General features: G+C 52.0%; 21 protein-coding genes. 14 read left to right on the top strand and 7 right to left on the bottom strand.

The window, feature by feature from the left end; translation table 11 throughout:
• The first annotated feature begins 209 nt into the window (after positions 1 to 209).
• Positions 210 to 1,811: a PTS transporter subunit EIIC gene (locus ACOZIO_RS19940; protein WP_129954919.1), complete on the top strand. Its 1,602-nt coding sequence runs from the start codon at positions 210 to 212 to the stop codon at positions 1,809 to 1,811.
• A 6-nt stretch (positions 1,812 to 1,817) separates the two neighbouring features.
• Here the strand turns inward: ACOZIO_RS19940 and ACOZIO_RS19935 are convergent, their stop codons facing one another.
• Together ACOZIO_RS19935 and ACOZIO_RS19930 are read right to left on the bottom strand one after the other, a co-directional pair.
• Positions 1,818 to 2,558: a GntR family transcriptional regulator gene (locus tag ACOZIO_RS19935; RefSeq protein WP_129954920.1), complete on the bottom strand. Its 741-nt coding sequence runs from the start codon at positions 2,556 to 2,558 to the stop codon at positions 1,818 to 1,820.
• A gap of 181 nt (positions 2,559 to 2,739) precedes the next feature.
• Positions 2,740 to 4,494 (bottom strand): ABC transporter ATP-binding protein/permease, encoded by a 1,755-nt coding sequence (locus ACOZIO_RS19930; RefSeq protein ID WP_129992035.1) that lies wholly within the window; start codon positions 4,492 to 4,494, stop codon positions 2,740 to 2,742.
• Positions 4,495 to 4,623: 129 nt separating this feature from the next.
• Here ACOZIO_RS19930 and ACOZIO_RS19925 point away from each other — a divergent pair, with 129 nt between their 5' ends.
• Positions 4,624 to 5,340, top strand: a complete 717-nt coding sequence (locus tag ACOZIO_RS19925; RefSeq protein WP_129992036.1) for a tetratricopeptide repeat protein — start codon at positions 4,624 to 4,626, stop codon at positions 5,338 to 5,340.
• 116 nt (positions 5,341 to 5,456) lie between these two features.
• Here the strand turns inward: ACOZIO_RS19925 and ACOZIO_RS19920 are convergent, their stop codons facing one another.
• Positions 5,457 to 6,326: an MBL fold metallo-hydrolase gene (locus ACOZIO_RS19920; protein WP_129992037.1), complete on the bottom strand. Its 870-nt coding sequence runs from the start codon at positions 6,324 to 6,326 to the stop codon at positions 5,457 to 5,459.
• Between the two features lie 115 nt (positions 6,327 to 6,441).
• Between ACOZIO_RS19920 and ACOZIO_RS19915 the strand changes: the two genes are divergently transcribed.
• Both ACOZIO_RS19915 and ACOZIO_RS19910 read left to right on the top strand, forming a co-directional pair.
• Positions 6,442 to 7,359, top strand: coding sequence for a LysR family transcriptional regulator (locus ACOZIO_RS19915; RefSeq protein ID WP_129992038.1), 918 nt, complete (start codon positions 6,442 to 6,444; stop codon positions 7,357 to 7,359).
• 208 nt (positions 7,360 to 7,567) lie between these two features.
• A complete protein-coding gene (locus ACOZIO_RS19910) occupies positions 7,568 to 8,731 on the top strand; it encodes an MFS transporter (protein WP_129992039.1) in 1,164 nt (387 codons plus the stop codon).
• A 62-nt stretch (positions 8,732 to 8,793) separates the two neighbouring features.
• On the opposite strand, the gene ACOZIO_RS19905 is transcribed toward ACOZIO_RS19910, so the two are convergent.
• Complete coding sequence (locus ACOZIO_RS19905; protein ID WP_129992040.1) at positions 8,794 to 9,717, bottom strand: LysR family transcriptional regulator; 924 nt, start codon at positions 9,715 to 9,717, stop codon at positions 8,794 to 8,796.
• Between the two features lie 134 nt (positions 9,718 to 9,851).
• Here ACOZIO_RS19905 and lysA point away from each other — a divergent pair, with 134 nt between their 5' ends.
• On the top strand, positions 9,852 to 11,111 hold the full coding sequence (gene lysA / locus ACOZIO_RS19900; protein WP_217156819.1) for a diaminopimelate decarboxylase: 1,260 nt from the start codon (positions 9,852 to 9,854) through the stop codon (positions 11,109 to 11,111).
• Between the two features lie 165 nt (positions 11,112 to 11,276).
• Here lysA and ACOZIO_RS19895 read toward each other — a convergent pair whose 3' ends face one another.
• A complete protein-coding gene (locus tag ACOZIO_RS19895) occupies positions 11,277 to 11,594 on the bottom strand; it encodes a PTS lactose/cellobiose transporter subunit IIA (RefSeq protein ID WP_129954928.1) in 318 nt (105 codons plus the stop codon).
• Positions 11,595 to 11,871: 277 nt separating this feature from the next.
• Here ACOZIO_RS19895 and ACOZIO_RS19890 point away from each other — a divergent pair, with 277 nt between their 5' ends.
• From ACOZIO_RS19890 to ACOZIO_RS19870, 5 genes are read left to right on the top strand one after another with little or no spacing between them, the layout of a single operon-like run.
• Positions 11,872 to 13,215: a PTS sugar transporter subunit IIC gene (locus ACOZIO_RS19890; protein WP_129954929.1), complete on the top strand. Its 1,344-nt coding sequence runs from the start codon at positions 11,872 to 11,874 to the stop codon at positions 13,213 to 13,215.
• Positions 13,216 to 13,240: 25 nt separating this feature from the next.
• Complete coding sequence (locus tag ACOZIO_RS19885) at positions 13,241 to 14,677, top strand: glycoside hydrolase family 1 protein (RefSeq protein WP_129992042.1); 1,437 nt, start codon at positions 13,241 to 13,243, stop codon at positions 14,675 to 14,677.
• 14 nt (positions 14,678 to 14,691) lie between these two features.
• Positions 14,692 to 15,009, top strand: a complete 318-nt coding sequence (locus ACOZIO_RS19880; RefSeq protein ID WP_129954931.1) for a PTS sugar transporter subunit IIB — start codon at positions 14,692 to 14,694, stop codon at positions 15,007 to 15,009.
• 38 nt (positions 15,010 to 15,047) lie between these two features.
• Positions 15,048 to 15,821, top strand: a complete 774-nt coding sequence (locus ACOZIO_RS19875; RefSeq protein ID WP_129954932.1) for an FCD domain-containing protein — start codon at positions 15,048 to 15,050, stop codon at positions 15,819 to 15,821.
• Between the two features lie 5 nt (positions 15,822 to 15,826).
• Complete coding sequence (locus ACOZIO_RS19870) at positions 15,827 to 16,276, top strand: GNAT family N-acetyltransferase (protein WP_421595616.1); 450 nt, start codon at positions 15,827 to 15,829, stop codon at positions 16,274 to 16,276.
• Here the strand turns inward: ACOZIO_RS19870 and galR are convergent.
• Both galR and ACOZIO_RS19860 read right to left on the bottom strand, forming a co-directional pair.
• Positions 16,273 to 17,280: an HTH-type transcriptional regulator GalR gene (galR, locus tag ACOZIO_RS19865; RefSeq protein ID WP_129954934.1), complete on the bottom strand. Its 1,008-nt coding sequence runs from the start codon at positions 17,278 to 17,280 to the stop codon at positions 16,273 to 16,275. The genes ACOZIO_RS19870 and galR overlap by 4 nt on opposite strands.
• 218 nt (positions 17,281 to 17,498) lie before the next feature.
• Positions 17,499 to 18,419, bottom strand: a complete 921-nt coding sequence (locus ACOZIO_RS19860; protein ID WP_129954935.1) for a LysR family transcriptional regulator — start codon at positions 18,417 to 18,419, stop codon at positions 17,499 to 17,501.
• A 119-nt stretch (positions 18,420 to 18,538) separates the two neighbouring features.
• On the opposite strand from ACOZIO_RS19860, the gene ACOZIO_RS19855 reads away from it, so the two are divergent.
• The 4 genes from ACOZIO_RS19855 to ACOZIO_RS19840 all read left to right on the top strand — a co-directional run bounded on the left by ACOZIO_RS19855 (position 18,539) and on the right by ACOZIO_RS19840 (position 22,004).
• Complete coding sequence (locus tag ACOZIO_RS19855; protein ID WP_421595615.1) at positions 18,539 to 19,510, top strand: transporter substrate-binding domain-containing protein; 972 nt, start codon at positions 18,539 to 18,541, stop codon at positions 19,508 to 19,510.
• A gap of 78 nt (positions 19,511 to 19,588) precedes the next feature.
• Entirely contained in the window at positions 19,589 to 20,482 is an 894-nt protein-coding gene (hilA, locus tag ACOZIO_RS19850) for an L-isoleucine 3(1)-dioxygenase (protein ID WP_421595614.1), read from the top strand.
• A gap of 62 nt (positions 20,483 to 20,544) precedes the next feature.
• Positions 20,545 to 21,276 carry a 3(1)-hydroxy-L-isoleucine 4-dioxygenase HilB gene (gene hilB, locus ACOZIO_RS19845; protein WP_421595613.1) on the top strand — a complete coding sequence of 244 codons (732 nt, stop codon included), beginning with the start codon at positions 20,545 to 20,547 and terminating at the stop codon, positions 21,274 to 21,276.
• Positions 21,273 to 22,004: an SDR family NAD(P)-dependent oxidoreductase gene (locus tag ACOZIO_RS19840; protein WP_421595612.1), complete on the top strand. Its 732-nt coding sequence runs from the start codon at positions 21,273 to 21,275 to the stop codon at positions 22,002 to 22,004. Before hilB ends, ACOZIO_RS19840 begins: the two co-directional genes overlap by 4 nt.
• The last annotated feature ends 25 nt before the right edge of the window (positions 22,005 to 22,029 follow it).

The raw sequence follows: 22,029 nt of genomic DNA, 5'->3' as shown, positions 1-22,029 counted from the left end.
GTTGCCAGCCGTTCTGAACAGCGGCCAGTTGCAACCCCTGCGCCCACAGTCCGATGTGGGCTTTTTTTTGTTTTACCTCCACACCTGCTTTCCTCCCGCAAAACTGTGATCCCTTTCATACTCCTGACTACTATGTCTATACAACTATACATTCTGTGACTTAACTCAATTAACGGTTTATTTTTAGCCAGCGAGTTGAGGGAAGACAGATGATAAAACTTGGCAGCAAGATACATGATCTGGGGAAAGCCCTGATGACGCCTATCTCGGTAATTGCCGCCGCCGGAATTTTTTTAGGTCTTGCAGCTGCATTGCAGAACCCGGCGGTCACCGGTGAAACCTTCACTCAGATGAAAACATTGCAACTGGTGATCGGCTTTATCCGCCAGGTGTCGGGGGCGCTGTTTGCCAACCTGCCGCTATTTTTTGCGGTTGCAACGGCCATGGGGCTGGCCAATGCAGAGAAGGCCACGGCGGCCTTTTCCGCAGTGATCGGCTTTGTCGGCCTGCATGTCGGGGTTAATTACAGCCTGCTTGCCCAGAATATTACCCCGGAAACCATTACCGTCGCCAAACTGACAGCGAAGGGTATGACCGAAAGCGACGCGATGATTTACGCCGCGGAATTCACCAACACACTGGGGATCTTTACCTACAACATGAGTGTGCTGGGCGGGGTGCTGGTCGGGCTGATCACGATGTGGCTGCACAACCGCTTCTATACCATCGTGCTGCCGACGGCGATCGCGTTTTTTGGCGGGCGGCGTTTTGTACCGATTGTGACCGTGCTGGTGCTGCCGGTCGTCGGCGTGCTGATGTCGCTGATCTGGCCGACGATTGCGCAGGGGATCCAGTGGATCGGCGAACTGATCGGGCGTACCGGGGAGATCGGTACCTTTATTTATGCCACGTCAGAACGTTTGCTGATCCCAACCGGCTTGCATCACATTATCAATGAAACCGTGCGCTTTACGCCAATTGGCGGCGTGACTACGGTGGATAACCAGAGCATTGTCGGGGCGCTGAATATCTTTAATGCCGCACTGGCAAATCCGGGCCTGATCCCTGATGCCGTCACGCAGCAGGCAACGCGCTTCCTGGCGCAGGGGAAAATCCCGGTAATGATGTTCGGCCTGCCGGCGGCAGCGCTGGCGATGTATCACTGCGCGCGTCCGGAACATAAAGGCCGCGTGAAAGCTCTGATGCTGGCAGGTGGGCTGGCGTCGTTTACCACCGGGATTACTGAACCCCTCGAGTTTTGCTTTATTTTCGTCTCGCCGGTTCTGTATATCCTGCACGCGGTGCTGACCGGTTTGTCGTTCGTATTAATGCAAATGCTGCATGTGATGATCGGTAACGTGCAGGGCGGGGCGATCGACTTCCTGATCTTCGGTGTGCTCGGTGGCAGCCGCACGCACTGGTGGTATCCGCTGATCCTCGGCATCATCTACGCGCCACTGTATTACTTCTCTTTCCGCTGGGTGATTCTGCGAATGCAGATAAAAACGCCGGGGCGTGAGGATGAAAATGATGCCGAAGAACGTGCAAAACCGGCGCAGGGCACGGGCGAAAAAACCAAAAATATTATCATCGGACTGGGCGGCGAGGGCAATATTACGGCGGTCGACTGCTGTTTCACCCGTCTGCGCGTGAAGGTGAAAGATATGGCTCAGATACAGGATGGAACATTAATGAAAACCGGCGCGATGGGGGTGAAACGCATCACCGACACGGACGTGCATGTGATTTATGGCCCGCAGGTTGAACAGGTGGCGAATCTGGTGAAAGCAGAGTTGTCGGGCATTGCCTGACGGCTCTTAAGCTTTAACTTTGGCATGGACGCTGAAGCCATAGTTTTTCTGGTTGTAGTAGACATCTGATACTTCAAACAGCGTGCCGTCGGTGAACGACACAATTGCGTGGGAATGCAGTACCGGCTGGTCGCGTGACAGGTTCAGTGCGAGACGTATCTCGTTAGATGGCAGTTCTGCTGAAATCAGTTTGGTGCTGCCCGCAGGCTGGAAACCTTTCGAGCGGATATAAGCATATTTTGACGAGGTCATGGCAGCGCGGGTGATATCCGGGAACCGGTCGCACAGCATCCAGCATTGTTCATACACAAACGGCTCATCACCGAGCAGACGCAGGCGGATCATAAAGTAAACTTCAGTACCTGCCGGAACATTCAGCTCGCGGGCGATGTCTTCACTGGCCGGCATACGGCGAAATTCCTGCACCTGATTTTCAATCCGCTGGTTATTTTCCCGGGCGACTTCGCTGGCAGTGAGATGCCGGTCGAGCGGCAAAATAATTTTCTGTTGTTGCGGTGGGGCAACCACAAAGGTGCCCCGACCGCGAAAACGGGCTACACGCCCCTGACGCACCAGATAATCCACCGCTTTTCGCGCGGTCATACGCGATACGCCATAGATTTCACACATAGCCGCTTCGGTCGGGATCGGATCACCGGGGCGGATTTCGCCGGTGCTTATTTTTTCGGTAAGTTGCTGCTCAATTTGCAGATAAAGTGGTGTGAACGAATTTTTATCTATCTTCATTAATTCTTACCTCCGATCATTGTAAATTTAACTTAAGAATAATTGTATGGTCAGCTATACAAATCAGCCAGCCACTCTGTTGGTTTTCTGTCCGAAATGGGTTTCAGCACACACAAAAAAGAAAGGTTGCTGACATCAGCAACCTTTGTGCATTTTGAAACCTTTTCGCCGGAATCAGGCGTTATTCAGGCAACAGCGCAGTGGAAGTGAATCCGCACGGGCCATTTTCCTGATTTTTGAAACGCCAGCAGTGTTGATGGTATTTCGCGACCGAATTCCGGTGCGCCACACTGATAACCGAAGTGTCCGGCAATTCGCTCAGCAGCAGAGCGTATACCTGTTGTTCGGTTTCGTCATCCAGTGCACTGGTGGCTTCGTCGAGGAACAGCGTATCGGGTTTAATCAACAGCGCACGGGCAAAGGAGAGCCGCTGTTGTTCCCCTGGCGAGAGGCGCTGGCTCCAGTTGGCGTAATCATCCAGAATTTCTACCGCCGCCAGATGCGACAGGCGACATTGTGTCAGTACCTGTTGCAACTGTTCATCCGTATATTCACGGCTGGCGTCAGGATAACTGAGCGCATCGCGCAATGTGCCAATTGGAATATAACTGCGCTGTGGCAGGAACAGATAACGTTTACCTTCCGCCAGTGTAATATTGCCCGAACCGTAAGGCCAGATACCGGCAATCGCGCGCAACAGCGTTGATTTACCACAGCCGGACGGCCCGGCAATCAGCACACGTTCGCCCGGTTGCATGGCAGCAGAAATATTACAAAACAGCGGATTACCGTTCGGCAGGTTTAGTGTCAGTTGATCAAGCTGTAAGGCGTGTCGGGTACTGGTGCCTACACTGATCCCGCGCGGCTGAGCGTTAACCTGATCGATTGCCGCATTGAAACCGGCAAGGCGGTTAACGGTGGCTTTCCAGTTTGCCAGATCGGTAAAGGCATCGATGAACCAGGACAGCGCGCCCTGTACCTGACCGAATGCTGAGGCAATCTGCATCAGGGCACCCATCTGGATCGCGCCGGAGAAATAGCGCGGTGACGCCACCAGTATCGGGAAGATATTGGCAAACTGGGCGTAAAAGTTGGACGCGACATTCAGGCGACGGGTGACGCGCATGATTGACCACCAGTTGGTTTTGATGGACTCAAACTTGCCCGTCAGCTGGTCGTGCTCGTTTTTCTCGCCATGATATAACGCGATAGCGTCGCTGTTTTCCCGAATACGAATCAGGCCAAAACGGAAGTTAGCCTCAAACCATTCCTGATTAAACCCGAGTTTTACCAGGGGCTTACCGATATACCAGATGATAAAGGAACCCACGGCGGCATACAGCAGGGCAAACCACAGCATATAGCCGGGGATTTCAAAATGATGGCCTGCCAGCATAAAATTCAGCGGCCCGCTGATGGACCACAAAATGAACACGAAGGAGAACAGCGTCACCACGCTCGACAGCAGACCGAGCACCAGAGAAAGAGTCCCGCTGGTCAGGGCATTCAGGTCGTCGGAAATACGCTGATCGGGGTTATCCACCTGGTGCTGATGCTCCGTGTAATAATAGGCGTGATTGGTCAGCCACTTCTCCATATACTCTTCTGTCATCCAGCGCCGCCAGCTCATTTGCAAGCCTTGCGTCAGGTAAACCCGGTAGATGGCAATGACGATAAACAGCAGCGCCAGCCAGGTAAATTTCCACAACTGGGCTTTGAAAACCGGATAGTTTCTGTTTTGCAGCGCGTCATAAAAGACACGGTTCCATTCGTTAAACTGTACGCTGAGGTACACGCCGGCCAGTGAAAGGATGATGATAGTGGTCAACATGCCCCAGGCACGCCACTTTTCTTCTGAGCGCCAGTAAGGCTTAATTAACTGCCAGACGGCGCCCCATTGCGCCGATTTCCCAGGTTTTTTAGCCATAATTGCCATGTGTAATCGATATGTTGTAAAACCAATCATCCCAGAATGAGTGGCTCAGTGCGATAGGGCAATGAGCCACTTGTAAGGATGTTTTTCCAGCACGAAGCTCTGTAGACCACAAAAGTAGAAGGATGTTTGATGAAAGTCGCAGTGAATTTACTGCTGGTGGCAGGATGTTTTGCCAGTGTTCAGGCGTTGGCTCAGATTGATGAACCGGATATCAGCGCCGATTGTGTTAAAGCCGGGATTTATGCCGCTGCCGGAAAAGTGGCTTACCAGCAGGGCGATATGGGCAAAGCCCGGGACATTTTCCGTAATCAGGTCGCCTGGAGCGAGTTTTGCCATAAGCCGCAGGATCAGATCGCCACGGCCTACAACAACATTGCGCTGACCTACATAAAGCAGGGCGATTATCTGAAAGCCAAAGCCTGGCTGTTGCTGGCGCCTGCTGACAAAAAATCACAATACAACCTGAGTCTGATACAGCCAAAACTGGATGCCTTGCCGCCAGCGGAAAGCCCGGCAGGGATTTACTGGCAATATGCGGGCTTTGGCAGCTGGAATATCGTTGAAGTGAAAGCCGAAGAGGCACAGTTCAAAATTGATTTCAGCGGCTTATATATGGGGCAAATGTCGCTCTACTATGGCCCGAACATAGGAGAGTTTTCCGTGGTGACGGCCATTAAAGATAACCACGCGGTTTATCATGAAACCGACGACGCCTCCGCTGCGGGTGACGAGTGCAGCGTTGACATGAACTTTGCGCCACAGAGCGTTAAACTTCACACCACCGGTGACTGCGGTTTTGGTCACAACGTGCAGGCCGAAGGCGAATTTGTGCGGGTGACGCAGTAAGTATCAGAAAGAGTAAACCAGGCTAATTGTAATTGGGTTTGCGCTCCTCCCCTTCGCAGGGGAGGAGCCGATCGATGTATGCCTTTAGCAGAAGAGGGCGCCGACTCAGTTTATATTCATTGCGGCCACTTCATTTCACCTTTCAATACTTTTGCGCTCAGGTCTAAAGAGGATTCTTCTTTAAGCTGCGGGTAATGTTTTTTCATTGCAGCAATAAGTGCGGCGGAATCTTTCGCTTTCGGTAATTCTTTTTCCAGCGTCAGCAGATACTGACGGGTAAATTTCACCGACTCCACGCTATCCGGCGCACCTGGCAGGAAATGGCCCGGTACCACCACTTGCGGATGCAGACCGGTCATTTCATCAAGCGTTTCTACCCACTGTTGACGGGATTTCGGCGTCTGCGTATCTGCTGTCCAGACATGCGTGTTATTACCATTGACCAGCACGCCGCCCGCTACCGCTTTCAGCGACGGGATCCACACAAATGTCCGCTCTGCGTTCACCCCCTTCACTTCAAATTTATGACCTTCCAGTTCAAACGTTTTCCCTTTCAGTGGCTCGGGAACCACGACAGATTTTGGCGCGTTGTCTTTAAGTTGCGGGCCCCAAAAAGCGACCTTGCCGTCTTTGCTGGCGTTGATCTGATTGACGGTGGCCTGCGTGGCGATGATTTTTGCTTCCGGGAAGGCGGCGTGAATGACGTCCAGCCCGAAGTAATAATCCGGATCGGACTGGCTGATGTACACGGTAGTCAGTTTTTTGCCGGTAGCTTTGATCATCTCCACCAGTTTCTCTGCATCATTGCGCTGGAACTGGGCGTCGATCAGCACCGCTTCTTTGTCCCCGGTAATAATTTCAGAGGAAACCGGGAAAGCGCTTTTTTCACCGGGGTTGTAAACGTCCATTTTCAGTGCGCTGGCGGCATGAGCAGACAGGCTGCTGCCCAGCAGGGCGGCGAGTAACGTCAGATGTTTCAGATGCATGGGATTTCCTCAGAGGTATAAATAATCACATTCAGTAAGCATCTACTGTACGTTGCATAATCCGCAGGAAAAACCGGATAATGTGCAACTGTTTGTTGCATAAACCGGACGAATCATGGACAGAATTACCGCTGCACAAGTGTTTGTTGCCATTGTTGAACGCGGAAGCATGGTCAGTGCTGCCGAATCGCTGAATATGTCGCGGGCGATGGTGACGCGTTATCTGTCGGAGATGGAAAAGTGGTCGGGCGCACGCCTGCTGCACCGTTCCACCCGCAAACTTAGTCTGACGGATGCGGGTGAAAATACGCTGGCCCGCTGCCGGAAAATGCTGTCGGTAGCGGCCGAGATGGGCAGCGTGGCGGATACAGGAAATGAAGCGTTACGCGGATTGCTGCGTCTGAGTTGTTCGCAGTCTTTCGGACAGGGTGCCGTGGTGATTGCGGTCAGCGAGTTTTTGCGGCGACATCCGCAGTTGAGCATCGATCTTCAGCTGGAAAGCCGGGCGATCAATCTGGTGGAAGACCGTATTGATATGGCGCTGCGTATCACTAACGATCTGGACCCCAATCTCATCGCCCGGCCCCTGGCACAATGTCCGTCGATCGTCTGTGCGTCCCCGGCTTATCTGGCCGCGCAGGGCACACCGCAACATCCGCAGGATCTGGCGGTTCACAATTGTCTGACATACACCTATTTCGGCAAAAGCCTGTGGCAGTTTGAGCGCCAGGGCGAAAAGGTTGCGATTCCGGTGAGCGGAAATCTGAGCGCCAACGAATCGCTGGTGCTGCTGACCGGCGCAGTGGAGGGCGCGGGGATAGTCATGCAACCTTATTATTCGGCAGCCCCGCTGATTGCCAGCGGGCAACTGGTTGCCTTACTGGGTCAGTGGCAGCCACAGGGAATGGGAATTTATGCGATTTACGCATCACGGCGACAAATGCCTGCCGCGTTGCGTGCATTGCTCGATTTTCTGGTGGCGTGGTTTAAAAGCCACCCGCGCTGGCTGTCACTGAAAGAAGAAAAATATTGATCCGCTGAATCCCTGGAATCGGTTCCTTTTTTGTCTGAATGTGTTTTGTATAATCTTTTGTTATGTAAAGAATTATGCGGATATCGGGTGCGTTTCAGGCGCTCAGGGCACAGACTGCGTCTGGTCAAAAGTGTGATCAACGTGGTATTTAAGCCCTTCCGGCGCAATGCCGGTGCCTTTAACCATAACAAAAATATCCGGAGTTTTTATGCCTGTCGCACTTCTGGCACTGGCGCTCAGCGCGTTTGCCATCGGTACCACCGAATTTGTCATCATGGGGCTGCTCCCCAACGTGGCGGGGGATCTGCATGTCAGTATTCCTTCTGCAGGCTGGTTAATCAGCGGATATGCACTGGGCGTAGCGATTGGCGCGCCGATCATGGCTGTACTGACGGCGAAACTGCCGCGCAAGAAAACCCTGCTGCTGCTGATGAGCATCTTTATCGTCGGTAACGTGATGTGCGCTCTGTCCTACAGTTACGGTTTCCTGATGCTGGCACGCGTGATCACTGCGCTGTGTCATGGCGCATTCTTCGGGATTGGCGCCGTGGTAGCGGCAAGTCTGGTGGCACCTAACCGCCGCGCCTCTGCGGTGGCCCTGATGTTCACCGGTCTGACGCTGGCTAACGTGCTGGGCGTTCCGCTCGGTACCGCGCTCGGACAGGCTTTCGGCTGGCGTTCAACGTTCTGGGTAGTGGCGGTGATTGGTGTGGCATCGCTGTTCGCGCTTTATAAGAAGCTGCCAGATAAGAAAGAAGAAGAGCCGACTGATCTGCGTAAGGAGATCCGTGCGCTGGGCAGTCTGGGGTTATGGCTGTCGCTGTCGATCACTATTTTCTTTTCGGCGGCAATGTTCGCGCTGTTCACTTATATCGCGCCGATTTTGACACAAATCACCGGCGTGTCTGAACATGGAGTCAGCTGGACGCTGCTGCTGATCGGCCTCGGTCTTACCATCGGTAACGTGCTGGGCGGACGTCTGGCGGACTGGCGTCTGGGGATTTCGCTGACCATGACATTCCTGATGATCACGATATTTTCCGTGTTGTTCAGCTACACCAGTGCTCATCTGGTGGCGGCAGAAATCACACTGTTTATCTGGGCGATGGTGAATTTCGCGGCAGTTCCGGCGTTGCAGGTCAACGTTGTGACTTACGGTAAAAACGCGCCAAATCTGGTATCGACCCTCAATATTGCAGCCTTTAATGTCGGCAATGCTCTGGGTGCCTGGGTGGGTGGCGCGGTGATTGAACGCGGAATGGGGCTGGGCACCGTGCCGCTGGCAGCGGGCGCACTCGGCGCTACCGGCTTCGTATTGTGTGTGATCACTTTCCGTCGTGCGGCGAAGAAAGTGAAAAAAGCGGCCATGTAATTTTGCCGCTGAAAACGTCAGGGCTATGCGGGATGTCTCCGGCGTGGCCCTGACGTTTGGACTCAGCGCATCAGCGCCGCCTCAAGATCCCCGGCGAAGCGTTGCGCCTGCTGATGGCAGTGCTCAATAAAGGTGCTCACCAGCGCGGAAGCGGGGCGGTGCAACGGTCTTATCAGGCTGACGGTGAACGGCACGGCGACGCTGAATTCCCGCAGGACGAGTCCGTTGTCACCATAATCGAGTGCAGTCAGCGGGTTGACGATAGAGACGCCCGCGCCTTCCCTTACCATACTGCATACCGATGCGGCGCTGTGGGTTTCCATCACCAGCCGTCGCATAACCTGTTGTTCCGTAAACAACGTATCCAGCAACTGGCGGTAACTGTCCGTTGCTGACAGACTGATAAAATTCAGGCCGCTGAAATCCTGCGGTGTGAGGCGCGGTTTGGCTGCCAGTGGATGTCTGGCTGGCAGCACACAGACTTCATTCAGCGTCAGCAGCGTTTGCCGCTCGGTCCCGGCGGGCGTCTGAGTGTTTTCCGTCAGTCCTAAATCATGGCGCTGCGCCGACAGCCACTCTTCGAGCAGCGGTGATTCTTGTGGCACGATATTGAAACTGACCTCAGGATAGCGGTCGAGAAACGGCTTGCAGACCGCAGGCAACAGCGACTGGCTGAATACCGGCAGGCAGGCGATCGACAACTGCGCCTGCTCAAACTGGCGGATGCCTTCTGCCGCGCTGATGATCCTCTCCAGCCCGTAATATGACCGCTGCACCTCCTCAAACAACCGTAAACCCTGCACGGTCGGATACAACCGCCCGCGCAGGCGTTCGAACAATTGCAAATCCAGTAACTTTTCGCAGCGTGCCAGCTCGCGGCTGACTGTTGGCTGTGACGTATTGAGCAACGCAGCGGCTTCGGTCAGATTTCCGGTGGTCATTACGGCATGGAAAATTTCGATATGGCGCAGGGAAATTGCTGGCATGGTTTTATCCGCTGGACGATGACAGTAACCCATATCATAAATGAATAGACTTGCCTGAAATAGATATTTTATCAGTGTTGCGCCACGCGGCATACTGAGGGAAATATGACTGAATTCACCTGACGGAAAATCTTATGCCACGCGCCCTGAACGACATGTCCACCGCACTTAACGCCGCGAATTTACGGGCCCTGCCGCAACAATTTGGCTGCCCTGTGTGGGCATATGACGCTGCAATTATCAAACAGCGTATAGCGCAGTTGCGCCAGTTTGACGTCATTCGTTTTGCGCAGAAAGCTTGTTCTAATATTCATATTCTGCGCCTGATGCATGAGCAGGGTGTGAAGGTCGATTCTGTTTCTCTGGGTGAAATTGAACGTGCACTGGTGGCCGGTTTTATTCCGGGCGGCGAAGACAGCGAGATTGTGTTTACCGCTGACGTGCTGGATCAACCGACGCTGGAACGTGTGACCGCGCTGAATATTCCGGTGAACGCCGGTTCCATCGACATGCTCAGCCAGATTGGTCAGCACCAGGCCGGACATCCGGTGTGGCTGCGCGTTAACCCGGGCTTTGGTCACGGTCACAGCCAGAAAACCAATACCGGCGGAGAAAACAGCAAGCACGGGATCTGGTATGCCGATTTACCGCAGGCACTGGCGGAGATCGCCCGTTACGGTCTGAAACTGGTGGGCATTCATATGCATATCGGTTCCGGTGTGGATTACGGTCACCTTGAGCAGGTTTGCGATGCGATGGTGCGTCAGGTGATTGAAACCGGACAAGATATTGAAGCGATATCCGCCGGTGGCGGTCTGTCGATTCCCTATCATTTTGAAGAAGAATCCATTGATACCGGCCATTACTTTGGCCTGTGGAACCGTGCGCGTGAGCAAATCGCCGCGCATCTTGGCCATGAAATTAAACTGGAGATCGAACCGGGTCGTTTCCTGGTGGCAGAGTCCGGTGTACTGGTGGCGCAAATACGCGCGGTGAAAAATATGGGCAGCCGTCATTTCGTGCTGTGTGATGCGGGCTTTAACGACCTGATGCGTCCGGCGATGTACGGCAGTTATCACCATATTTCGCTGTTACCGGCCGATGGCCGCGATGTCAGCGGGCAGCCGCTGACTGAATCGGTGATTGCGGGGCCGCTGTGTGAGTCCGGCGATGTCTTTACCCAACAGGCAGGCGGCGGCGTTGAAACCTTCCCGCTGCCACCGGTAAATATTGGCGATTATCTGGTGTTCCATGACACCGGGGCTTATGGCGCATCCATGTCATCCAACTACAACACCCGACCGCTGCTGCCGGAAGTGTTGTTTGAGAATGGCGTGCCGAGATTGATTCGTCGCAGGCAGACGGTGGAAGAGTTAATTGCTCTGGAGCTTTAGTCTTTGCTCCTCCCCCTGCGAAGGGGGAGGGGGTTTTAAATACAAAGCAATGAGTTAAAGCACACTTTGAATTTAGTTTTTGACCTTAATACCCCACCCCAGCCCTCCCCTTCGCAGGAGAGGGAGCTAATCGCGTTGCTTTTACTTCTTCGCAAAGCAGGGAGCTTACTTATCAAACATCTCTTTTCTCAGTAACACGATCTCTTCTGCCAGATCACGGCACAGCATGGCGGTCATCAGATGATCCTGCGAATGCACCATGATTAAATTCACCGGAATTTTGCCTACGCCTTCATCCAGGCTAATCAGTTGTGTCTGCACTTTATGCGCGACACGGGCCGCATCGTCAGAGGCTTTCAGCATCGCATCGGCCTGCGCCCATTCTTTTTTACGTGCGTGCTGAATGGCCATCATGGCGTTAGATCGTGCTTCGCCGGCGTTGATCAATAATTCCATTACTGTTTGTTCCAGATCGAATTCCATCGAAAACTCCAAATTGGTATACCAGATGAGTGTGAATTCATGATATTGGAATTCCAATATTCACATGTGAGAACGCTGTCACAGAAATTAATTCGTATTACGCTATTTTTTGGCATGCCACATTACGTAAGTAATCCCGAAATATGGCCGACAGGATGATATACAGAACCGGACTCTGACCCTGCTTCGTACGACACCTTTATTCCTCATGCCATGTAAAAGGTGAAGACGAAACCAACACCTGTGAAGTATAGAAAAAAGAAAATGAGGTGCTGTCATGTCATTGAAAGATCGCTTTATCGATTCGCTGGGGGGATTCGCCAATACCTTTAATAGCTTCAGATACATCATGGCTATTAAGGCGTCTTTTATCACGTTAATGCCCGTCATTATTGTGGGGGCATTCTCAGTTTTAATTTCAAACATGGTGATGGATCCGAAAAACGGACTAGCACATTTTGAAATGTTCTCCTGGCTGGCAACACTCAAACCCATCATGAGCAGTATTAACTATGCCACGCTGAGTTTTCTGACCATTGGCGCGGTGTTTTTAATTGGTATTGAACTGGGAAAAATTAACGGTTCGCGTTCGTTATTTCCCGGCCTGCTGGCGGTGATTTGTTTTATCGCCGTTACGCCAACCACTGTCGATATGATGGTTAACGGCCAGATGCAGGAAGTGAAAGATGTGCTGGCAAAACAATTCTCCGATACGAAAAGTCTGTTCCTCGGCATGTTTATTGCCATTTTGTCGGTTGAGATTTATTCCCGTCTGGAGCGGGTTAACAGCCTGCGCATAAAAATGCCGGAGAGCGTGCCACCCAATGTGTCGGCATCCTTCTCGGCTCTGATCCCTGCCATTATTACCGTGGTTCTCGTTGCCACCTTCGGCTTTGTTTTCCATCGCGTTACCGGCATGTATTTGTACGACGCGGTGTATCAGGTGATCCAGCGTCCTCTGGAATCGGTAATGCAAAGCCTGCCGGGTATTTTGCTGCTGATGTTTGTCGCGCAGCTGTTCTGGGTGATTGGTATTCACGGCAACCAGATGATTAAACCGATCCGTGAACCGCTGTTGCTCGGCGCCATCATGGTTAACATGACCGCATTTGAGCAGGGCCATGAAGTGCCGAACATCATCACCATGCCGTTCTGGGATGTCTATATGAGTATCGGTGGTTCAGGGTGCACTATCGGTCTGCTGCTGGCGGTGATGATTGCTACCCGCCGTAAAGAAATGCGCGAAATTGCCAAACTGTCGCTTGGGCCAAGCTTCTTTAACATCAATGAGCCGGTAATTTTTGGTATGCCGATCATGCTCAACCCGATCCTCGCCATTCCGTTCATCATCACGCCGCTGATTACCGGCACCATCGGCTACTTTGCCACCAGCCTCGGATTCGCCGGACGTGCGGTGGTGATGGTGCCGTGGACCACACCGCCGGTGATCAATGCCTGGTTGTCGACTGCCGGGTCGATGGGGGCGGTGATCACCCAAATTGGCTGCATTCTGGTGGCGGTACTGATCTATCTGCCGTTCGTGAAAGTGGCCGCGCGTCGTGCCGATCAGGCGCAGCTGGAAGCCGCGCAACAAAGCCAGAAACAGGCCGCCACGGCGTAAAACTATTCGGACAAAGAGGAACGTTATGAGTCAGGTTTCAATCGCCATCCCCGAGGGATTTATTCTCGGTGCAGCAGCCTCTGCATGGCAGACCGAAGGCTGGAGCGGCAAAAAAGACGGGCAGGATTCGTATCTGGATCTCTGGTACAAAAATAACCGCCACGTCTGGCACAACGGCTACGGTCCGGCGAAAGCCACCGATTTTATCAATCGTTATCAGGAAGATGTGGCGCTGATGAAAGCCAGCGGACTGAGCCACTACCGCACGTCCGTCAACTGGTCACGCTTTCTGACAGATTACGAACTGGGTACCGTCGATGAAGAGTATGCCGCATATATTGACGACCTGCTCGATGAAATGAAACGTCACGGCATCGAACCGATGTTGTGCCTGGAACACTATGAATTACCGGCGTTTCTGATCGAGAAATACGACGGCTGGAGTTCGAAAAAAGTTGTCGAATTATTTGTGTTGTACGCAGAAAAAGTCTTTGAGCGCTATGCCGGAAAAGTCAGTCGCTGGTTTACCTTCAACGAACCGGTGGTGGTACAAACCCGTGTCTATCTGGATGCAATTCGCTGGCCGTTTGAACAAAATACCGCCAAATGGATGCAGTGGAATCATCACAAAGTGTTGGCGACCGCCAGCGTTGTCGAACTGTTCTACCGTAAAGGCTATAACGCCTCGGGCACGGTGGGGGTCATTTTAAATCCGGAAGTGACTTACGCCCGCTCAACAGCAGCACATGATCAGCAGGCGGCACATTTATACGATTTATTCTATAACCGCGTATTTTTAGATCCGATGATTAACGGCGAATATCCGCAGGAGTTGTTGGAATTACTGCAAAAGCATGGCGTGCATTTTGATTATTCCGCAGAGGAACTGGCCGTTATTCGGAACAATACTGTGGATGAAGTGGGTATTAATCTCTATTACCCGCACCGGGTGAAAGCACCTTCCCGCGAATGGAATAAAAACACGCCATTCCATCCGGCGTATTACTACGAACACTTTGAATTACCCGGTCGCCGGATGAATAAATCGCGTGGCTGGGAAATATACCCGAAAATTATTTACGACATGGCGATGCGCATTAAAACCGAATACGGAAATATTGCGTGGTTTGTGGCGGAAAACGGCATGGGTATCGAAAATGAAGATCAGTTCCGCGATGCCATCAGCGGGGAAATTCAGGACGACTATCGTATTGAATTTATTGCCGAGCATCTTTACTGGACGTTAAAAGCGCGGGAGGACGGTGCCAATTGTCAGGGATATATGCTCTGGGCCTTTACCGATAATGTCTCGCCAATGAACGCCTTTAAAAACCGTTACGGACTGATCGAGATTGATCTGGAGAACAACCGTGATCGCCGTCAGAAGAAATCATCTCACTGGTTTAAATCGCTCAGTGAAAGTGGTGTGTTGTCTTTAACGCTGGATGACCAGGAAAAATAACCTAAGGAAATACCATGAAACGAATTGTTTTAGCTTGTTCGGCAGGAATGTCCACGTCACTGGTGGTCACCAAAATGGAAAAAGAAGCCGCTGCCCGGGGTATGGAATATCAGATCTACGCGATCCCGGAAAACAATCTGCGCGATGAGCTTGAGGCGTATGGACGCGATATCGTCGCCGTGCTGCTCGGGCCGCAGGTGCGTTTTAAGCTGACGGAGAATAAAAAGCTGACCGATGAACACGGTATTCCGATCGCAGTGATCGACATGGTGGCTTACGGCACGTTAAACGGTGCAAAAGTGCTGGATCAGGCACTATCTCTGATACAGTAACATCCGGTCTTTCTTGTTTCGTGTATCAGGGTGATTGTGTGGAAAAAGGTGTGGTTTCGCAGGACAAAAAGCAGTATCAGGAAATCGGGCACGACCTGCGTGAGCAAATCAAGCAAGGGCATTTTGCCGTGGGATCCCGCCTGCCGCCCGAACGCAATATGGCGGAAAACTACGGCGTCAGCCGGACGATAGTGCGTGAAGCCTTACTGATGCTGGAACTTGAGGGCACAGTCGATATCCGTCAGGGTTCCGGCGTGTATGTGATCCGCATTCCTTCTCAGGAAGAAGGGGAAGACGAGCTGATGTATCAGGGGCAGATCGGGCCCTTTGAAATCTTACAGGCGCGGCAGTTGCTCGAAAGTAATATTGCCGCGTTTGCCGCCAAAATGGCGACCAAAGCGGATATCGAAAATCTGCGTCGCACGCTTGAGCAGGAACAAACCGCTATCGTGGCTAACGATGAAAGCGGTGACAACGACAAGTTGTTCCACCTGCTGATTGCCGGTGCGACACAAAACCAGATGCTGCTCGATTCGGTGAAAAATATCTGGATGCACCGGGATTCCAGTCCGCTGTGGAAACAGTTACACAGCCATATTGCTACCCGGGGTTACCGCCTGAAATGGCTGGCTGATCATCAGAATATTTTGGCTGCCCTGCGACGCCGCGACGTCATGGGCTCGTACCAGGCGATGTGGCAGCATATGGAAAATGTAAAAAATACACTGATGGAATTGTCAGATGTTGATGCGCCGGAGTTTGACGGGTATCTGTTTGAATCTGTACCGATTTTTCAGGGAAAGCTGGTCTGAACACCATGAAGATTATTAATCTGAGTGAACGTCCTGAATTTCAGGACGCGGTGACAGACTGGCTTTGGCGGGCGTTTGGCAGCGAAAATAGTCGCGAATTTTTTGCCAGTGTGGTGCGAAGCAGCCTGTCCGGCGCGGACTTACCGCAAACTTTTATTGCACTCGACGAAGGTAGACTGGCAGGCACCGTGGGGTTATGGCGCTGCGATTTAATCAGTCGTCAGGATCTTACCCCGTGGCTGGCGGCGTTATACGTGGATAAGCATTTCCGCTCGCGCGGACTGGGGCAGCAGTTACAGCAGTTTGTGCAGGAACAGAGCCGCCGCAGCGGCTTCGGGGAGTTATATCTGTACGCCGACTTCACCGGTTATTACGAACGTTTTGGCTGGAAATACATCGGCGATGCCCTGGATTACCCGGATAAGCCGGTGCATCTTTTTCATCAACTTCTTTAGCTGTTGGCCGGGCTGCTCACCGAGTGACGCCGCACCAGCGTCGGGCTGAACATGTGAGTGGTTTCCGGTAACGGCTGACCATTTGCCAGCGCTAATGCCAGTTGCGCTGCCTGACTTGCCATGGCCACGACCGGATAACGTACGGTGGTCAGACGCGGGCGCAGGTAGCGCGAAATCAGCACATCATCAAAGCCAATCAGCGAAATTTCGCCCGGTACATCAATACTGTTATCGCTTAAGACTGATAATGCACCGGCGGCCATCGGGTCGTTGTAGCAGGTCACTGCCGTAAAACCTTTGCCCAATCCTAATAAGTCCGCCATGGCTTTTTCGCCTCCGATTTCATCGGGTTCGGCGTATGCAATCAGCTTGTCATCGACAGGGATGTTGTGTTCGTTAAGGGCGTCGATATAGCCCTGAAGGCGGTCGCTGGCATCGGAAATGCCATGGTTAGAACACAAAATCGCGATGCGCTGATGCCCGGCCTGGATCAGATGACGCGTCGCCAGCCAGGAACCGTAGCGGTCATCGAGTGCAATACAGCGCTGTTCGAAGCCCGGTAACGTGCGGTTAATCAGCACCATTCCGGGGATTTGCTGCATCAGGCTGGTCAGCTCATCTTGCGGGAGCATTTTGGCATGCACGACTAATGCCGCACAGCGGTGGCGGATCAATTGCTCAATGGCCTGACGCTCTTTTTCAACGTTGTGATAACCGTTACCAATCAGCAGAAAATTACCGGTGGCATAGGCGACCTGTTCAACCGCTTTCACCATCGCACCGAAAAAGGGATCGGATACATCAGCCACGATCAGCCCCAGTGTTTCGGTCGCCTGCTGGGCGAGGGCACGGGCGTTGGCATTGGGATGATATTGCAGATGTTGCATGGCGTTCTGTACGGCTTCCCGCGAGCTGTCGCTGGCTTTCGGGGAATGGTTAATCACGCGTGATACGGTCGCAACCGATACGCCTGCCAGTTTTGCTACATCCTTAATCGTTGCCATAACACTTCTGTTTCCGTGAGGGTAATCGTTTACACGGACCAGTTTTGCGGAAAAGACCGCTGGCTGCAAGGATGCTGATCGCAACTTTAGGATGTAAGCGGGATGTAACGGGAAAAATACCTGAAGGTTTTGCGCCTCCCCTGCGCAGGCGGCGGCGGGGAGAGCGATTTTGCTGGGAAACGATTTCCGGCGTAAACGTCAATCTGGTTTCATTCTGACTACACCCTTCCTTCCTCCTTAATCCACTGCATAAAATCATCGATAAACACTCTTGTTTTAAGTGGCAGCAGTTTATTGGGAAGGGTGATTGCGTAGGTGTTACGCGGCAGGGGATTCTCCACTCGCCATTCAGGCAACACGCGATGCAATTTACCATTAGCGATATATCGGTTGGCGATGAAAGTGGGGATCAGCGCAATGCCGACACCCTGCAAGATGGCATCAATCATGGCGTCGCTGTTATTGATCATCAACCGTGGAACCAGCGTCACGGTCTCCACTATATCATTGTGCCAAAAACGCCAGGCACCGCGAAATTGCCGTTCATCGGGGAAAAAAATGTTGTGTTTGGTGAGTGCAGCCGGGAAATCGGGCAGTACTTCGTCGTAATCCGCAGCACAAACCAATACATAATCGATAGGCATCAGGGCACGGGCTACCATATTCTCCGGTGGACTTTCGGTTACGCGCAGTGCCAGATCGTAGGCGTCCTGCGTCAAATTAGTGACGCGATCGGTCAGCGAAAGCTCGACGTTTATTTCCGGATAGCGGCGTAAAAATGCGGGCAGAAAAGGGGTGAGCAGAATCTTACCGAGTGTGTTTGGCGCGGTGATACGCAACACACCCTGAGGGGTATCGCTGAAGCTATCCGCCCGGGAGAAAAGTGTCTGCGTAGCGGACAGTACCGTCAGCGCCTGCTGGTAAATTTCCAGTCCGATCTCGGTTATGGCAACAGAGCGGGTCGAGCGGGTAAATAACACCACGTTGAGGCGTTTCTCCAGACGGTCAATCATCCGGCTCACAGAAGAGGGGGCCAGCGAAGTCTCCCGTCCTGCTGAAGAAAAACTTCCTTTTTCAACCACCTGAATAAAAACGGACAAACTGGGAAGGAGTTCGGCTAACTCATTTGTGCTTTTCACGCATAGCTCTTTTGTTTCTGGAATATCTATCCAAATTATCATCAAGCCGTATGATGTTCAACAGAGGCAACCTCTGGTGAGAATTAGTCATAATAATCAATTTAATTAACAGGTTAGCTATGTTGAACCAAACGGTTATTGAACGGATCCGCCAGCACGATGTGCTGAATGTTGGTGTTAGTCTGGGTTTTAAAGGATTGTCGTTTCGCAATGTATTACACAATTGCTGGGAAGGGTTCGACATTGATTTAGCCCGGGCGGTAGCAGTGGCGGTGTTAGGTGATGTCGGAAAAATTCATTATATGCCGTTGCAGTCCGGTGACCGGTTTCGGGCGCTGCGTGACGGAGTGATTGACCTGGGGTCATTTAATTCCAGCATAACTTTCCAGCGTGAAACCGAGTCAGAAGTCAGTTTTGTTCATCCGATGCTGTTTGATGGCGAAGTGCTGATGACGCCGGCGGGTAATTTGCTCGAACCCGTTGAACAGGTAAAGTATACCCGCGAGCGCCGGATAGCGGCCATGCGGGGATCCACCACCGAAGAGAATCTGAAGCGTTACTTTGGAAATTTAAATCTCTCTTGCGAGATCCGACTGTTTGATTCGCCGACTCAGGCCCGTCAGGCTTATCAGCTAGGCGAATGCAATATCTACTGTCTCGATTCCTATTTGCTGGCCGGCGAACGTGCTCAGCTGAAAGATAAAGAAGCGCATATTATCTTGCAGGATCGTATCTCGCTGGAAGCCATGTCACCGGCAGTGTCCTCGCATGACACGCAGTGGCTGAAAGCGGTAACCTGGATCATGCGTACGCTGATAGAAGCGGAAAACTTACAGGTCACCAGCAAAAACATTCTTGAAATGAGTCAGGAGGCGACGGGCTACCTGCGCACTTTCCTTTACCCGTCAGAGCAGCATTGTAAAAATCTGGGGCTGCGTCCGGATTTTATCCGCGCGATCATTCATCAGGTCGGAAATTACGGTGAAATATTCCAGCGTAATTTAGGTAAATACTCAGAGCTTAATCAGGAACGTCGGGATAATAATTTATGGTCTCAGGGGGGAATGCTGTATTCGCCTTTATTTGTCTGACATCTTATTTCACCCAAGTTAATTTAATAACACATTTTTTTTACGATTATCATTTTAATATTCTTTGGCAGGAACGTCATGAGTGAGTTATTGGCTGAAAAACAGCAAAAGATGGTATTGTCCGGTTCAGTAAAAAAAGGTTTTAGTTATTTAGAAACAGAGCCTGATAATGTAGATTTCAGCATTATCAAAAATATTATTCTGCACGGTCATCATCAGGGTAATGTTCTGTATATTATCCGTAATTTTGCGGATAAAGAAATCTGCCAGGATGTAGCAGAAAAGTTTAATCAGATGGTGAATCGCAACGGTGGCGGAAACCGCGCCGATGACGGTTTTGTTCTGACCAATCAGATTGGCGCCACGCAGTTTTCACGTAACGGTGAAAACTATATGGCGGAAGTGAACCGGGTAAACGCCAGTGTTGCAGAACTGATGTCCGTCGCGGACAGTTATGCCACCGAATCCCTGTTCCTCAACCGTACGCTGGAAGATTTATTCCTTGACGAAGGGATCCATTTTGGTCCGGCGCGTTATAAGAATTCTTACGCCTGTTTTGCCACGTTCCGTCGCTGGCTGGATAACGGTGTCATGTCGCTGATGCCGCATGAAGACCGCGCCCAGCTTAAGTTTGCGCAACAGGATGATTTTGAAATTGCCGATGCCATGACGGTGACTGCGTTTAATGTGTGCCTGGAAGCGGCGCAGGGCGGTGGCGAATTGAAAATGTGGAATCTCGATCCGGATGAGCCTTGCCGCACCCGCTTTGGTGTGACGGACACCGGTTATCCCTATCCTCCGCACCAGTTGCAGGGCGTGGAATCCCTCTCAGTGCGACTGAATGCCGGGGATATTTACTTCATGAACGCCTGTCATCTGCACGGTGTCAGCAGCGTCAGTCAGGGAAGCCGTCTTACGGCCGGGCGCTTTATTGGCAGACTCAATAATAGCAAAGTGGTGTATTGGACATAACCGGAGCGAATTAATCATGGTGGTTCCTTATCTCTTTGTCCTGAATTAATAACGAGTCTTATATGGAATATGTTAATCATCTTGCGGCCGGGGGATATGCATTTATCCCCGGGAGTTATTATCAAACGTTGCCTGATATCAATTGCGATAATAAAGATATTTTTCTTTCTGAACTTGAGCAATTAAAACTGGCATATGAAAAACTGACGCTGGATCCTTATTCTGCAGGGAATCGCTGGCGCGGTTATGCGCAATGCCGGCGTAATGAGCAGGGTGAGCTCAGTTTTGGTCATTTTACGGAATATAAGCAAACTAAAAAATACAATCCGGACACCGGCGGTATTGTTCGCCATTATCCTTTGCTGCCCGAAAATATTACTGCTAACCGCCTGATGCAGACGATTTTGCAGGACGACATCGCTTTTGTTGAAGCTTATAAGCGTATCGGACCGCTGGAAGAGTTGTCCGTCGGCATTCATTTATTCCGCTATGAGGCGCAGTGTGATGCGCCCGCGTACAGCTCGCCTGTCTGGCTGCATAAAGATGATGAGGATGTGGTGTTTGTTCACCTGATCCATGCCTCCGCCAACATGCTGGGTGGCGATAATTTGATTGCCCCGACCCCTAAAAATATTGAGCGGGTGCTGCGTCTGGAGACGTTATTCGACACGCTGGTGGTAAATCACGACAAATACCATGCGGTGACACCCATAGGCTGTCGCCAGCCGGGGGAGACGGCACTGCGTGACATTATTCTGGTGACGTTCCAGCGCACGATGAAGGAAGCGGCATGAGCCTGAAATATAAAGTGTTTATCACGGGCGCATCCAGTGGTATCGGTCAATCGATGGTGGCGGCCTATCTGGCCGCCGGCTATGCGGTAGAGGGTATTGACTGTTCCCCGTCCGTTTTCGCCAATGAACCTGAGTATGTTCACCACCAGCTGGATATTACCGATTCAGTGCATCTGAATGGCGTATTTGAAGCGGCAGAATACGCCAGCGATAACAATGTCTTAATAAACTGCGCCGGTACGCGTGAAATCTGCCGGATCGATGAATTATCACTGTCACTGTGGGAACGTGTTTTTGCCGTTAACGTGACCGCCAGTTTTGTTGCCGGACGTGCATTCTGTCAGCAGCTGGTTCGCCATAACCTGCCGGGCAATGCCGTCAATATCGCCTCGGTCTCCGGCCTGATGGGCGAGCCTGATCGCACCGCCTATGTCTCATCAAAGCACGCCGTTATCGGCCTGACGAAACAGCTGGCGCTGGAATACGGCAAGCATCGAATCCGGGTGAATGCCATTGCGCCCGGCGTTATCCGCACACCGCTTACCGAACCTTACTACGACAACCCGGCACAGATGGAGAAGATCCAACGTGGTCAGTTCCTGCCTGTGCTGGGCGAAACGCAGGATGTGGCAAAAGCGGCAATGTATCTCACTTCTTCCGATGCACGATTTGTGACCGGTTCCACGCTGGTTATTGATGGCGGCTGGACGATTGGTAAAGACCTTTAATCCGATGGCCGGCATAACGGCCACT

It is taken from the genome of Rahnella sp. PD4, from assembly GCF_049199325.1.
GTDB classification, from domain to species: Bacteria; Pseudomonadota; Gammaproteobacteria; order Enterobacterales; family Enterobacteriaceae; genus Rahnella; species Rahnella perminowiae.
This window is presented reverse-complemented; position numbering and strand designations above follow the sequence as displayed.